Source organism: uncultured Methanobrevibacter sp. (genome assembly GCF_902769175.1).
Lineage (GTDB): Archaea > Methanobacteriota > Methanobacteria > Methanobacteriales > Methanobacteriaceae > Methanobrevibacter.
Map to the genome: position 1 here is coordinate 27,754 of NZ_CACXNW010000017.1, position 15,191 is coordinate 42,944.

Here is a 15,191-nt window from a genome sequence, read left to right on the forward strand (position 1 = left end):
ATGATGTTTCTTATGGTGAAGATGCAGTGATTGTTGTTTCTGCTGATGTTGACGGCACTTATGTGGTTGATGTCAATGGCACCAACGTAACTGTTGAAGTGATTGGTGGTAAAGGCAATACCAGTTTGTCTTTACCTGCTGGATCTTATTATGCTAATGCGACATTTGATAATGGTGAGTATCTGTCCATTATTACCAATGCTACCTTCAAGGTCCTTGGAGAAAACAAAAAGACAGCCAAAGACCTTCAGGATTTAATTGATAATGCTGTTGAAGGATCAGTTGTTGATTTAGGCAATTTTGAATATGAAAATGTTTCAAACATAAACATTACCAAAGACATTACCCTAAAAGGTGAGGTACAACCATTACTGGAGCTGGTGATGGCAGCCCTATATTCAACATCATTCCTAAATCTCAGGATGGGCCTAATGAGGTAAACATCACAGATATCTCATTTAAGTTGAATAATGGGGACACTGTCTTTAAGGCAATTGCAGATAATAGCACAAGCAAAACTTCCATTGATGTTGCTAATATTAACATTAAGGACAACACATTCTCTACAATTGACGATAATGTAGTTCCAGAATCTGTCACAATATTCGTGCTTGAATCTGAAAGAGGAATTCTATCTCCTACAGGCACAATAAACATTACAGGAAACACAATTGATGCAGGTGTAGATCCATTTAGATTTGAAGTAACAACCATTAATTCTGGAGAGGATATCAATATCGTTCCTCAAAACATCACTCCTGAAAGAAAAGCTACTGTGATTGTTTATGAAAATATGAACACTACTGCTGTCTCTCAAGCTGATGGGGGGGAAACCGGTGAATACTTCACTTGGAGATTAACAGATGATGATGGAAATCCAATTGCTAACACTCCAATGGAAATCGGTTTCAACGGTGTTGTATACACCTACGAAAAAGATGGAATCATTACTGATGATAATGGATATGCTAAATTACAAATCAACCTCGGATACAAAGGTGTTTATACTTTTGCTATCTGTTTCCTCGGCAATGACGAATACAATGCTTCATTCGTAGTGGCTAAGATTACTGTAGACACTCAAAAACCAACTCTATCTGTTCCTAACAAATCTTACGCAGCTTCTGCTAAGACTAAAACATTAACTGCAACATTTAAGACTGCAAACGGAAACCCAATTGCAGACAAATGGATTACTTTCACAGTTAATGGAAAAACCTATAAGTCAAAAACTAATGCTAAAGGTGTAGCAAGCGTTAGTGTAAGTTTGAATAAGAAAGGAACCTACAGTTTCGTAGCTAAATTCGCTGGTGACAGTACTTACACTGCAATCAACAAAACAGCAAAATTAACAATTAAATAAGAAATTTGTTTTTAATAAAAAAGAATAGTTTATACGATTCTTTTACTTTTTTTTTAATTTTTGATATTTTTCTAGTTTTTATTTAATATTTCCTAATTCTTTCTAAAACTTAATCGAATAACTCTTTATCAAATATCTGCTTTTTTCAGCACTGTTCATATTCTGGATTTTATAATAGTTTAGGAATCCCTCTTGAATGTCATAGATAAAAAACATTTTTCCATTTAATATTCCAATATCGACTCCCTTAAAGAAGACATGCTTTAAATAAAGGTTAACCAATTCTTTAGCTTCAAATTCCCCTTCAAGATTTGAATATAGGTCAGATACAAACATGTCATGTGCTGTAAATGTGTCAAAGCGATAATAGTTTTGACATGCCCTTTCTGCATTGTTTAAATTAACCTCTAGAATATGGAATAACTTTTCAAATAAATCCTCATTGATGGTTGAATATTTCTCTTTCAATTCTCCATTTATTTTCTCTTCATCTAAAAAGCTCATTATTCCATCTTTTTTAATTCTTTCTGTATATTCCATGACTTCTCTATTAATGGTGTATGGAGAATCTTTGATTTGCTCGCAGCTTACATTTATTCCATTGACTTCTCTTTTTTCTTCATATTTCTTGTTTCTATAGTTCAGCTGTCTAGGATTTGTTTCCCTTGTTGACTTTCTGATTTTTATTGGAGGTATGACTTTCTTAAAAAAGTCTATCTTAAAGCTGTACTCTGTATAATAGTCATAGTCCCTTTCCATATATTCATTGTAATTTTCCTTATTCTCAAGGCAATTGTTTAGTTTGATTATCTTTCCAACGATTATTCCAAACAGTATTCCTTCCTTAAACACTTCATCATAAGCTTGCTTTATATTTTCCTGAAGCTCTTCATAGTCATATTTGATTAGATCATTGGATTCAAGCAATATCTCTAAATCTATGTTTATGTCAATAAGATATTTGTGTATGTCATCTTCTACTCCCATATCCTTTAAAACAGGTTCTGTAATTTCCAAATGCTTTTCATAAAGCTCAAAGATTTCATTAATCAGATAACTCATATTTTCACCTTTTAGCTATTTCTTTAACTATTTTCACATTTTAGCTACTTCGCCTTTTTTTTAGCTGTTTTCCTTTTAATATGGTGTTTTCAGCTATTTTACCTTTTTTTTTTTTTAACTGTTCTCCTTAGCAGTTATTGTTTTTAGCTATTTTACCTTTTTTTTTTTTTTTTTTCTTAGCAGCTATTGTTTTTAGCTATTTTCTGTGTTTTTATACTTTTTTAAAATATATTCGCTGTGCTCCTTTTGAATGTACATCATTATTTCAGTTTCACTAAGGTACTTCAATAGTTCAAAGTTAATTCTTCCATTCTGAATGTCTTCAATGACTATCCTAAAACCTACCTTTATTCCTATATTCATCCCAGTATCTATCATAAGGTCAAAATACTCATCAATGATTTCCTTGATTTTGTATTTTCCTGTTCTATCCTTAAAAAATCGAGATCTTATTTGTGGGTTTAGGTTTTTTGAATCTAATTTGATTGATTTTTTAAATCCGTATCTTGCCTTTTTTCTATCAATTTCAAATCCATCTAAAAATCCTTCAAAAAGAATCTTCTTTATTTCCTTATGGTTTTTGTCAATGATTTTGGAGATTAGGTGAACTTGCTTCACTTCCTTTTCAAGGTCGCTTATATCATCTTCCATTACGATTTTGGCTCTATTCATTCCATCCTCTTTCCATTCATTGAAAGTGGACTTTGACTCATCGAATTTAGGGAAAAGCTTATTATATTCATCTAAATTTATTCTAAGTATTTCATCTTTAGTCATCGGCATTTCCAGGACCTTTTTGATCATATGGGCTTTTCCAAAACCTAAGCCTAATAAAATTCCTTCCTTAACTGTTTTTTCATAAAAGTCATCAATCAGCTTAAAGGAATCTGCGTCTTCATTTAAAAGATTTACGCTATCTAAAATCACTATCAAATCATGATTAGCATTAGGTTTTGAAATAAATTCACTTTCAAGCCTAAAATGTTTTCCCATCAGTTTAAAATTTTCATTTTGCTGCTTTTCAAAATTATTAAAAATTTCATCAATCATTATTTCACCTTAATTATACTTAATATTCGTTAATTTTTTATTTAACTTTATTATATAAATTATTATCGGTTATAAACTATTTTTAGAATATTATAACAAGATTAAAGCAATTTAACAACTTTATTTTAATATGGATTTCATTTTGTAATTTTTCAACAAAATTAAAAATTAGCAATGTATCTTTTTTGGGTTTTATTTTAAAAAAATAAGTAAAAATAGGGATTTATAATTTTTTTTTTTAAAATTGTGTTGTTGAAAAAAAGTTATTTTTTTTTAAATATTTTTTTAAATATTTTTGGTGTTTTTGATTTTGGTGTTTTTTGGTTTTTTAAGAAAAGATTGATATTTGTGGGAAGATATGTAGATAGGCAATTATTTATTTTTCAAAAAAAGTTTGGATTTAAAATAATTAATTATTTAATTAATTAAATGATAGTTTGGATGAGTAACTATTTGAAATATTATGTGTATTTTTAATTAAATTAATTGAATTTTCTTATCATTATTTTGCTTTTATGAATTTGTGCTTTTGCACTTTTTTTCGTTGAACTTTATTGGGGATTTTTTTTTTTTTTTTTTTTTTTTTTTTTTTTTTTTTTGTTCACTTCTCATGTAAGCCATAGTCAATGTATTGGCTGATGATTTCCATTTTTATCAACTTCATTTCAATCTATTTCCACTTGGAGCTGGTCTGGCCTTGGGTTCTTTTCCTGAACAATAACTGAAAATGAAGAATAGCTATTCTTATCGATTACTGGAGAGATTCCTCTAAAAATACAGTCGAAGTCCCCTGTATTGCTGATGTTGAATTGAATGTCTTCTCCTAAGTTAAACTCTTCAAAGTATTGTATTGTTTTATTTGACTCTTCAATAGGGACTATTATATTGATTATCAGGGATTCATTCTTTTCATAGATCTTAACGCCATTTAAGTTAATGAACAATTCCTTTATTTTAGGTCGTTTAATATTTCCATATTGTTTTTTAAATACTACATAATTGCTTTCATCCATAACATCACCTTGATAGTTATGTATATAAATTTTGATTAATATATAGTTATAAGGAATTAAAGTTTCTGATAATTAGAAAATAGTTAGATTATTTAAGTTTTAAATAATTGGACTTTTTTCACATGGGATTTTAAGAAATGGGAATATAAAACTAATCTTTTTTAATTTATTATTTTAAGAAGGATGGATAAAAAATTAATTTTTTAAATTAATTATTTTTTTTAGAATGGATAAAAAACTAATCTTTTTAAATTAACTATTTTAGAAAAAATGGAAAAAAATTCATTTTTTTAAAATTTGGATTTTAAATTTAAGAAAAATTTAAAGATTTTGTGATAAAATGAAAGGAAATATTGAAAATTCGGAAGGAGTAGACTCTATTTTGGGAGATCCTAAGGCAGCTTTATGGAAAATGTCTATTCCATTAATTATTTCATTGTTTATTACAAGTCTTTATAGTGTAATCGATGCAATTTGGGTCTCTGGCTTAGGGGCTGATGCATTAGCTGGTGTTGGCTTTGTAAGTCCTATTTTTATAGCTTTAATGGGAATTGGAAATGGTCTTGGTGCAGGTTCTGCTTCTGCCTTATCAAAATATATTGGTGAGGGAAATAATGACAAGGCAAATAATGGTGCTGTTCATACAATTTTCATTACTGTAATTATTTCAATAATCACTACAATTCTCTTATTGCTGTTTTTAAAGGACATTCTCCTTGCAATGGGTGCAGGGGCTACAATTGATTATGCAATGGATTATGGTGTGATTCTTTCTATTGGTTCAATTCTTGTTATCTTATCTAACTCATTATATGGTGTTTTAAGAGGTGAAGGAGATGCAAACAGGACCATGTATGCTATGCTTTTCTCTTCAATTCTCAATATGATTTTAGATCCTATATTTATTTATGTTCTTGATTTAGGGGTTCGAGGAGCAGCTATTGCTACATTGCTTTCATTGCTCTTTGTAAATCTGATATTGTTTTACTGGTTCTACATTAGAAAGAACACTTACTTGAAACCATTTTTATCCAATTATAAGTTTAATAAGGGCATTGCCTTAGATATTTTAAAAGTGGGATTGCCTGCAAGTTTGGAATTGATAAACAATGCCTTATTTGCAGCATTATTTTCACTTCTTCTTGTTGTTGTGGCTTCAACTGATGCTGTAGCGGTTTATTCAACTGGGTGGAGAGTTGTAACAATTGCAACAACTCCTATTCTTGCTATAGCCACTGCTTTGATTTCTGTTGTCGGTGCAAATTATGGTGCTAAAAGGTATGAGGAAATATTGGTTGCTCATAGGTATTCCATGAAAATAGCCATTTTATTTGGATTCATTGCTGCAATTATTGTTTACCTATTTGCTCCACAAATAGTTTCAATATTTGCATATGCCGGCACAAGTACAAGATTAGAGCCTCAGCTTGTTGCCTTTTTGTCTGTTATAGTCATTTATTTCCCAACTATGGGATATGGATGCACATCAACCTTTGTTTTCCAGGGAACTGGAAATGGAATAACTGCAATGTTTCAGATAATTTTAAGGGAAACTGTTTTCACTCTCTTCTTTGCCATACTTTTAGCTATTGTTTTAGGTTATGGTGAGTATGGAGCTTGGTGGGGAATCATTCTTGGGGAAGTGGTTGTAAATACAATAACTATGGTTTGGGCTGATTGGCATATTAAAAAGTTGATTAAGTCTAATGCTTAAAATCTAAAAATCAGCTTTAATTTTAAAATGAGTTCAAAAAAGGTTTTATATATTTAATTGATTTATTTTAATAATTTAAAAGTAAAAAAAGTTAATAAATTCTAATAATAGAATTTATTAATTAAAAATTTTATTTTATTTATGAATTAACTGGAAACTTGTTACAGTTAATAATAGATTTTATTAATTGAAAATTTTATTTTATTTATGAATTAACTGGAAACTTGTTATAGTTTTCAGTTCTATTTTTAATTTCTTCAAAGCTATCATCAATCAATAATTCTCCATCCTTAAATACGGTTCTTAATTGATCTTCACCTTCAGCATCTTTTGGAACAGTTGTAAATTCAAAATCATCATTTCTTAACAATTTGAATCTTCCTTTTTTGGATTTTTTACTGCTGTCCAATGGCTTTTTGAATATGTTAATCCATTCCCCATTTCTAAGTTGGGCAGAACATTTGAATGCATTCCTTTGGGTGTCTCTGTTTACTGCAGTATGCAATCCTCCACCCATTCCAAAGATAAGGTTTTCAGCAGCCCCTCCTTGAGCCTTTATGCCAAAGAGTATGTCTCTGATTTTATGATAATCCAAACCGTCTCCCCAAAGAAGACCTATATTTGCTTTGAATGTTTTATATCCTTTGGAATTTTCTTGGCTTCCAAATCCTCTTTCAATTGTTTCAAGACATTCGATTGTAGTTGAGTTAGGTTCTCCGCTATCTGGCCTGAACACTACCTTGTTTCCTTCAGTTTTATTTAGGAAGCTAATGATTTCATCATTTAGTTCATGTCCTTTAATGCATGCATTTTCCAGGAAATTCTTATAGTTGTAGCTGTCTATTACAATTGACAATATTCCATCATGGGCATTTTGGACAACGTTTATTGCCTGATCCATTTCACCTTCCGGACCCATTGCAGTCATTACGCTATGCTCAGTTGCCTGAACTGAAAATCCTTGAATCTCATTGCTGTTGTAATAGTTTGCAGGTATTGCAAGTGCTGGTACAGTATCTGTACCTGAAAAGCTTAATAAATGAGCTGAACCTGCCAATCTTGATGATTCAGTTGAACTTGCTCCACGATAACCGAAATCATGCAACATAAAGTTAAGATTGTCTTTAGATGATCCCGTTATATCTAAATAGAAATTGCAAAGCTTTTTAACTTCTGCAGATAATGTTGCAATAGTTGATGGGTACCATACTTGAAGAAGGAGTGATTCGAGATAATTAGGCAACCAGTATGCATGCTTGTCTGTATTTTCTATAGTCATTAATGCATTGCCTACATTAACTGGTGTTCCTTCTGGAACCGCTTTTATTTCAACAGGGAGTTTTCCATCAAGTTCCTGTGCAATGTACATCCAGTCATCAGTGTTGAAGATTCCTGATGCAATATGTGCATCTACGATTTTCTCTGCTTCCAATACTTTTTCTTCATTTACTACACTGCCTTCAAGGTATTTCTTGAGGATGTATTGCAGTCCATAAAAAATTGTTTTGTTAAACTCTGCACCACTTCTGCTTTCAAGGTAGGAATAAATCCTTTCAGTGCCTTTTGGGTATAAGTAGTGGTGGGTGAGTTTATAGCTGTCTGTCAATAGGCATATATTATTCTCAATCATATTATCGCCCTTTTATAAATGTTGTTTTCAACTATTTATAAAGTTTTTGGTGATATTTTGGTTTGATTATTAATTGAAAAATTTCATAGATATTTTCATTGTTTTGATTTTCATGTTCTATTAATGAAATATCTTATATTTACACTGTTTTCTTTTCATTAAAATTCTATAGTAAATTTTCTTTAATATTAGTTATATGAGAACATATCAAAAAATAGGTAAATATTATTATTAATTGTTTATAGTTATTTTTTTAAAAAAAAGAAAGGTGGAAAATAAAGAATTTACTTTCCTAAAATAAATTTGTAAAGAGGAGGTTCCTCAAAAATCTATGGCATAATTTAGAGTACTGTCATTTCAATTGCTTCTGCTTCGTCATATACTAGACTAAGAATGCCTTTATTAGCGGCATTTTCAGCAATACGAGCTCCATTTGTTGATGTTGGGGTGAGGGATGATCCAATGTAACCTCCAACGATTCCTCCAACGATTCCTGCTGCTACTGATCCTCCAATACAAATCAATGCATGCTTTAATCTATTGAAATGAACATCATAATGGGAGTTTATTACTACTGAAGCACAAAGTCCTCCTACAGCAAGACCGAAAACACCACCGACAGTTGCACCAATTAAAGGGTTTGCAGTTGCAATTCCTGCAATAGTACCTACAAGTAAACTTCCAACAATACATGCTGTTTCTATTAAAGTAGTTTCTGCAAGAGACATACTTTTAGCAACGGTAACATGGAGTTCATTGTTGCTTATATTTGATGGGATGTTTTGACCATCATATATTAATTCTCCATTGTCTCCAATGCAGATGTCATCACCTTCACCGTTTTCTGCATCGTTGTTTACAAATGAACAATTATCCAAATGCAAATATCCTTGGTTGAAGATTGCGCCTCCATGCTTTGCTTCATTGTTTTCAAAATGACAGTTATAGCACATGGTAATACCTACATTAAGCATTGCTCCGCCCCAGTCCCTATCAAAAATGTAATCCTTTTGATTGTCTTTAAATGTTACACGGTTAAATATGCAGGTTCCTGCCATGTTTTCTAATCCAGTATTGAATCCAGTGACAGTCAAGTTATTTGCTGAGAATGTTATGCCATCATTTTCCATTTTAACCCATGTGTTCTCATCTCTATCATCGGAACTGGTTTTAATTATTGCTCCATTACCTGCTACATTGAATACATGGAATCCAGGGAATCTGGTTTGATTGTGTTTTTGCAATCAATTGTCATTCCTTTCTTTAAATTAATAGTCAATACTTTGGTCTTGATATTTTCTAAGCCATCTTGTTTAGCATACTTCATTACAGGCTCCAAACATGATTCAGTGGTTATTATTGCAGTCTTATAACTGTCGATGTCATTAACATAAAGGTTTTTTGTAATGTCAATGTCTAATGAATAACTGTTGTTTAACATTAAAGGGAATACCTCTGCAATTTCTTTTAAATTCTTGAAATTGTATCCCTTTGAATATAGTATTCCATTGTCAGTGAAGTTTCTGTATATGGTAAATATTAAATCTTCAGTATCATTGAAATATTCAGAGTAATACCCAGTATCATTATCCAAATAGAATATTCCTCCAATTGCAATGGATTTATATAATAATGGGATAATGTCAAGTTTCTTATCTGCTACAGCAGTCAGATAGGAATTATGGAACAGTTCTGGATCCAAATTGGATTTCTTACCATCATACCATCCTTTGATATCAGTGGATAAACAATTAACGAAAGATATTTTTTTACGGTCATCAGCGAAATATACTGCTTCTCCACTAAGTCCGCTATCACAATTTATAATTAAGGAATTGATGACCTTATTATGGTATCCTCCCATAAAAATCGCACCACCAAAGGCACTTGCAGAACTGTTTAGAAATGTGCATGATTCTATTTTTCCCATGTTTCCATTCCAATATAGTGATCCTCCATTAACTGCACTGGTTCCAATGAAAATACAGTTGCTTAGTTCATTATAATCTCCACTAACTGTAACAGGGCTATAAGCACTGTTATGTCCTAAAATGTACTTTCCTTTAGGAGTATGAGATTGTGTATTTTCAAGACTAAAATTTGGATTTTTGAAGGTTATGTTACTGATTGACACTTCATCGGCAGTTACATTAAAGATTCTGGAATCATACATGTTTCCATATAATGTATGATTATTACCGTTAATTGTAACTCCTTCCACATCAAATAAAAATGGTTGGTAATTATTTGAAGAGAAGTCATAATCTCTATTTAATTCGATTACAGAACCTGGACTTAATTCGCCTATATCATTAATAAAGTCTTCATAAGTTCCAGGGGAATTATTTTTTGGTGTAGAATCATCATCACCAGAAAATAATTCTCCAGGAGCATTTTCGCTTTTATTTAGGTTTTCATCATCTTTTGGTTCATTAAAACTACTTAGTTCATTATCAAGGTTTTCATCATTTATCTTCATTTCATTCATGTTTGAGGTTTCTTCAAGAATATTTCCATTAGCTAATGTTGCATTGTTAATGTCGCTTGCAGCAGATGCACAGGAAATTCCTATTAAAAAACGAAAACAAAATAGTAAATAAAATTGTTCTTTTTAAAATATTTTCATTTTTTTCATTTTCATTCATCCTTTTGAAATAAAACTTTCATACGTTAACTATACTTATGGTGTTAAACACATATAAAGATTTTCGAGTGTAAGTGCTTACTTACATGAATAATCTAATAATTTTGCCTTATTTTTAATTTTGCATTGATTTGAAAGGTTTAAATGAAAATTAAGCTATTTTTAGCTTTAAAAAATAAAAATAAAAATAATGAAGTCAAAAATAAACAATGTTTATAGAAATAGTGATTTTGAATTTTTTTTCAAAGAAATAGACTATTTTTATATTTAATTAAATGATTCATAATTTTATTCTGAACATATTTCATAAAAAAATAAATTAATAAAAATTTTATTTTCCTAAAAAATTAGTGAAAATAAATTTTAATATTCATTATTAAGCAATCAGAAATTTTAATATTCATTATTAGGCAATCAGAAATTTTAATATTCATTATTAGGCAATCAGAAATTTTAATATTCATTATTAAGCAATTAGAAATTTTAATATTCATTATTAAGCAATCTGGTTAAATTTTATTTTTAATTAAAAACGGACTTCTGCCCTATCCTTTTTTTAATGTAGGATTAGGAATATCTAAATTAGATGACCTAATGTCATGTCTATATCTTCATTGAAAGGAATGTATCTCTCTTTAATATCTGAAGATACATATTTGTCCAGTTCGTTTTCGGGTACTAAATAATAGTTACCATTATGCTTTACAGTCATTTCCAAATGGCTTCTATTGAATCTTGCAAGATAAACATTTTCATAGGATTTGACAATGTCATCAAATGGGAATCGAATTATTATTGGTGTGTTAAAGCCTATTCCAAATTCCAAAAGAAGTAATTTTCCATTTAATGCTTTTTTTCTAAAATCGACATAATTTTGATTTTGCTCATGCCACTGTGGTCTTCAACAAAATAACTGTCTTTTCTTAAGTTCAAATCCATTTCCTCTCCACAAACTGGGCATTTTGGAACAAGTTCGCTTGGTATCTTCAAGTCTTCATCAGTTTCTTCAATCATTTCCAATATCAGTTCCTCATCATCATACAATTTGTTGTGACAGGCTTTTGAGCATTGTATTTTGCTGTATGTTCCCTGTGTTCTAAAGAATCGGTTTTCATCAAATCCAGACTTAAGGAATTGGTCATCTGTGTTTGTTGTAATGACAAAGTAATCCTTATCCTTTACAATATTGAATAATCTTTTATAAAGATCAGTTCTTTCCATTCCAATATTGTTTACAAAAACATGCTTTGCAAAGTATGCCCACCTTTCTTCTGAAGACTTAAATGGATAGAACATAGATGAATACATGTCTTGAAACCCATATTTTTCAATGAATTCTGGAAAATTGTCTGTAAATCTTTTCCCAGCATATTCAACTCCTGCAGCTGTTGATAGTCCTGCTCCCGCTCCTATTAATATGTAATCAGCATCATTAATCTTTTCTTTTAATTTTTCAACTCTTTCATTATAGCTTTCCATAAGGTTTGCTCCTATTTTTTTTATCTGTATGCTTATTTACCTATTTTTCTAGTTTTTTATTTTCTATTTTTTTTTATCTGTATGCTTATTTGCCTATTTTTCTAGTTTTTTATTTTTATTCTTTTTATTTATTTGCTTATTTGCCTATTTTTCTATTTTTTTACATATTTTTTTAAATATCTAATTTTTCTTTAATTTTTTAGGTTTTTCCTATAGGTTTCAGTTGCTTCATCTGAAAATGTATTGAAGATTATCTTTTCAAGGCTTGTGTTTGGATTATTCTTTAAGTATTCCCTTACAGTCTTAATTGCTAATTTGGACGCTTGGTCTTTTGGGAAATTGAATACTCCTGTTGATATGGAACAAAATGCTATTGATTTTAGATTGTACTCATCTGCAAGTTCCAAACAGGATTTATAGCAATTTTCAAGTTCTATTATCTCCCTATCGTTAGGTTCCTCTCTATAGGCAATGGCAGGTCCTACAGTATGTATTACATATTTTGAAGAAAGATTATATGCAGATGTGATTTTCGCTTTTCCATTTTCCTCTTCATGGCCTTGCTTTGTCATGATGTCATAACAATCCATTCTTAACTGAAATCCTGCAGCTGAATGGATCTGATTGTCTATGCAGTTGTGGAGTGGTATGAAGCATCCTAACATTTGGCTGTTTGCAGCATTTACGATTGCATCGGCTTGAAGGCAAGTGATGTCTCCTTGCCATAATGCTATTTTTGAGTCTATTTCATCTGTGTTTTGATTGATTGATTGATTCTATATCTGTATCTAAAACCAATTCCTTATTAGCAGTTTCTTCACTAAGGATTCTGTCTTGAATTTCATAGAACTCATTACTTAATTGCACTGGAGTTTGTGTATTCATCAATGCCCTTAGCAATTTTCTCTTTTCATCATAGTCATTAGGAATTTCCATATTATTGTCTATTCTTTCATTTGAGGAAATCAATTCCTTTATAAGAAAATCTATTTCAATATTTTTATCAAATTCTTTCATCTTTAACCTCATGATTTGCAATTCATTATTATATTAATATTGTTCGTGTATATATAAATCTTTTTTGTAACTGAGAAGTAACTGTTTGTTTGCATTTGTAATTTTTTTTGTAACTGAGAAGTGACTGTTTGTTTGCATTTGTAATTTTTTTTATTAAAAAGTACTTGGATTATAATTCTACTTTGGTTGGTTTTTTTATTTTTTTTATTCATTTAAATACTTGATTTAGTTAATAACTATTGCTTTTCCTTTAAATAGTAAAATCTTTATATTTTATTCAATAAATCTAAAATCAATTAAATATTAAGGGTTGTTTTTAATGGAGTTCAATATTGTAAAAGAGTTAAACGGACAGTTTGATCCTATTGTATTGATTAAATCTGATGAAAAGCCAGAAGATGCATTGGCACCTAAAGTAGGTAGAGGAGGTTGTGTGATGTCTTTTGTAGGCCAAACAATTGCAAAGAGAAAAGTTACTGCTTTTGGCCGTGAAAACATTACTTGTGGAGGAGTCTCTGCCGGCTTTGGTTGGGGAACTGGATTCAAGACAGATGAAGATAGGGAATTTCAAGCCACCTTCTTATCCTTGGGAACGGAATCTGCAAAGGATAAGGATGCATTTCTCCATAGGTTAAGCTTTATGCCAAAGCCTACTCAGGAAATGTTTAAGAAAGGTGAAAGAATCTTTTCAGATTTTGATACAGCTTATGAAAACATAAGCAATAGGCCATTATATGATGAAGGTGAATATGTAATCTTTAAGCCAATTGAGTTGCTTGAAGAAGGTGAAATTCCAGATTCTGTAGTCTTTACATTAAACACTATGGAATTATCTGCTATTTTACAATTGAATGGTTCATTTAGAACTGAAAGTGCACATATCATGACTCCTCAAGCATCTGCATGTCAAGCTATAGGTGCATTCACTTTTGAGCAAAATGACAGTGATAATCCTGTTCCAGTTTTAAGTCCTGTTGACTTTGTAGCAAGGGCTCATATACGAAGATTGATTCCAGATGAATATATGAATTTATCTATGCCTTGGAGCTTATTCCTAAAATTAGAGGAACTTAGTAAAAATAGTGTTTTCCAAACTCACTTTTGGGATGATTTTGGAAATAAATAATAATTTATATTATTTTTTTATATAATTTTTTTATATAATTTTTTTATATTAATTTTAATATTTTTTTATTTTTTTTAGATTAGGTTTTTTGTTTATTTTTTAATATTTATTTTATTATTTTTTTTTATTTTTTTTAGATTAGGTTTTTTAGTTTATTTTTTGTATTTATCTTATTATTTTTTGTTTATTTTTAAAAATTAGGATTTTTCGATATTATTTTTATTTTATATAATTATAATCTTTTAAATATTTTTTTAAGATAAAAAAAGAATTATGGATTAATTTTATTAAAATCATGTAAAAAAAAGCATTGAATTGAAAAAATAGATAATATAAATTAATTAGAAATAAAAAAAGAAAAAAGAAGTAAGTAAATTTAGCTTAATTGATTTACTTTAATTAATGATTCAACTGGGACTCCATCTACTTCTTCGAGTCCAGATTTGTCGATTAAAACAGTTACTACGACTGGATCTCCACCATGGTCTTTAACTACTTTAATAACGTCTTTTATTGTGTCTCCACTTGTAATTACGTCATCAACAACAACAATCCTTTTTCCTTCAACAGTTCCGAAATTGCTGCTTATTGCACCTTCATCACTGTTTGTTGGATTGGTTCTGTGTTTTTTAGGGTGGAAAATAGATATGCATGTAGTGGTTCCAGTTAACTCTTCAATTACATCTGCCATCATAGTTGCAAATGGAACTCCACTTGTTGCAATTCCTAAAACAAGGTCAAGATCTCCATGTTTTAATGCAATTTCACTTAAGGCTGCTGAAACATATCTGAGTCTGGTTGCGCTTCCTCCTAAACTGTTCCAGTTAATTGCAATGTCTACAGGTGCGTCACTTTCGTCACTTGTTTCAGGTTTTTGTAAAGTTAACCATTGTGCAGTATCCATTGATACATTAAGCTCATCTGCTATTTCACCAGTGGTGAATCCATGATTTCTAAGTTCCTGAGCTCTGTTAATAAGGTCTTGGTTCATTTTTATACCTCGTTATCTTTAAGTTGATTTTAGTAAATATTTTTAGGATATCTTTGAATTTTTGTTTTGTGTTGTTTTTATAATATTTTAAAATAAAATTAA

General features: G+C 30.1%; 15 protein-coding genes. 4 read left to right on the forward strand and 11 right to left on the reverse strand.

Annotated features, from left to right (window positions below):
- Nucleotides 1-26 precede the first annotated feature (26 nt).
- Both QZV12_RS07075 and QZV12_RS07080 read left to right on the forward strand, forming a co-directional pair.
- Complete coding sequence (locus QZV12_RS07075) at nt 27-440, forward strand: hypothetical protein (RefSeq protein ID WP_295619369.1); 414 nt, start codon at nt 27-29, stop codon at nt 438-440.
- 23 nt (nt 441-463) lie between these two features.
- Nucleotides 464-1,363, forward strand: coding sequence for an Ig-like domain-containing protein (locus QZV12_RS07080; protein WP_295619371.1), 900 nt, complete (start codon nt 464-466; stop codon nt 1,361-1,363).
- A 102-nt stretch (nt 1,364-1,465) separates the two neighbouring features.
- On the opposite strand, the gene QZV12_RS07085 is transcribed toward QZV12_RS07080, so the two are convergent.
- The 3 genes from QZV12_RS07085 to QZV12_RS07095 form a co-directional block, all read right to left on the reverse strand.
- Nucleotides 1,466-2,425: a hypothetical protein gene (locus tag QZV12_RS07085; RefSeq protein ID WP_295619374.1), complete on the reverse strand. Its 960-nt coding sequence runs from the start codon at nt 2,423-2,425 to the stop codon at nt 1,466-1,468.
- A 192-nt stretch (nt 2,426-2,617) separates the two neighbouring features.
- Complete coding sequence (locus QZV12_RS07090; RefSeq protein WP_295619377.1) at nt 2,618-3,475, reverse strand: hypothetical protein; 858 nt, start codon at nt 3,473-3,475, stop codon at nt 2,618-2,620.
- Nucleotides 3,476-4,140: 665 nt separating this feature from the next.
- Nucleotides 4,141-4,488 carry a hypothetical protein gene (locus QZV12_RS07095; RefSeq protein ID WP_295619380.1) on the reverse strand — a complete coding sequence of 116 codons (348 nt, stop codon included), beginning with the start codon at nt 4,486-4,488 and terminating at the stop codon, nt 4,141-4,143.
- A gap of 340 nt (nt 4,489-4,828) precedes the next feature.
- On the opposite strand from QZV12_RS07095, the gene QZV12_RS07100 reads away from it, so the two are divergent.
- Nucleotides 4,829-6,202 carry an MATE family efflux transporter gene (locus QZV12_RS07100; RefSeq protein WP_295619383.1) on the forward strand — a complete coding sequence of 458 codons (1,374 nt, stop codon included), beginning with the start codon at nt 4,829-4,831 and terminating at the stop codon, nt 6,200-6,202.
- Between the two features lie 205 nt (nt 6,203-6,407).
- On the opposite strand, the gene QZV12_RS07105 is transcribed toward QZV12_RS07100, so the two are convergent.
- The 7 genes from QZV12_RS07105 to QZV12_RS07135 form a co-directional block, all read right to left on the reverse strand.
- The gene (locus tag QZV12_RS07105; RefSeq protein WP_295619386.1) at nt 6,408-7,832 is read right to left on the reverse strand and encodes a nicotinate phosphoribosyltransferase; all 1,425 of its coding nucleotides are present in this window, start codon (nt 7,830-7,832) and stop codon (nt 6,408-6,410) included.
- A gap of 341 nt (nt 7,833-8,173) precedes the next feature.
- Nucleotides 8,174-9,076, reverse strand: coding sequence for a hypothetical protein (locus QZV12_RS07110; RefSeq protein ID WP_295619390.1), 903 nt, complete (start codon nt 9,074-9,076; stop codon nt 8,174-8,176).
- Nucleotides 9,025-10,320 carry a hypothetical protein gene (locus tag QZV12_RS07115; RefSeq protein WP_295619393.1) on the reverse strand — a complete coding sequence of 432 codons (1,296 nt, stop codon included), beginning with the start codon at nt 10,318-10,320 and terminating at the stop codon, nt 9,025-9,027. Before QZV12_RS07115 ends, QZV12_RS07110 begins: the two co-directional genes overlap by 52 nt.
- A 733-nt stretch (nt 10,321-11,053) precedes the next feature.
- A complete protein-coding gene (locus QZV12_RS07120; protein WP_295619396.1) occupies nt 11,054-11,302 on the reverse strand; it encodes a hypothetical protein in 249 nt (82 codons plus the stop codon).
- Nucleotides 11,303-11,319: 17 nt separating this feature from the next.
- On the reverse strand, nt 11,320-11,955 hold the full coding sequence (locus QZV12_RS07125; RefSeq protein ID WP_295619397.1) for a hypothetical protein: 636 nt from the start codon (nt 11,953-11,955) through the stop codon (nt 11,320-11,322).
- Nucleotides 11,956-12,146: 191 nt separating this feature from the next.
- The gene (locus QZV12_RS07130; protein ID WP_366925550.1) at nt 12,147-12,722 is read right to left on the reverse strand and encodes a protein-ADP-ribose hydrolase; all 576 of its coding nucleotides are present in this window, start codon (nt 12,720-12,722) and stop codon (nt 12,147-12,149) included.
- On the reverse strand, nt 12,703-12,972 hold the full coding sequence (locus tag QZV12_RS07135; protein ID WP_295619400.1) for a hypothetical protein: 270 nt from the start codon (nt 12,970-12,972) through the stop codon (nt 12,703-12,705). The genes QZV12_RS07130 and QZV12_RS07135 overlap by 20 nt, the downstream gene beginning before the upstream one ends.
- Before the next feature lie 319 nt (nt 12,973-13,291).
- On the opposite strand from QZV12_RS07135, the gene QZV12_RS07140 reads away from it, so the two are divergent.
- A complete protein-coding gene (locus tag QZV12_RS07140; protein ID WP_295619403.1) occupies nt 13,292-14,098 on the forward strand; it encodes a DUF169 domain-containing protein in 807 nt (268 codons plus the stop codon).
- A gap of 376 nt (nt 14,099-14,474) precedes the next feature.
- Here QZV12_RS07140 and QZV12_RS07145 read toward each other — a convergent pair whose 3' ends face one another.
- Entirely contained in the window at nt 14,475-15,089 is a 615-nt protein-coding gene (locus QZV12_RS07145; protein WP_295619406.1) for an orotate phosphoribosyltransferase-like protein, read from the reverse strand.
- Nucleotides 15,090-15,191: the final 102 nt, after the last annotated feature.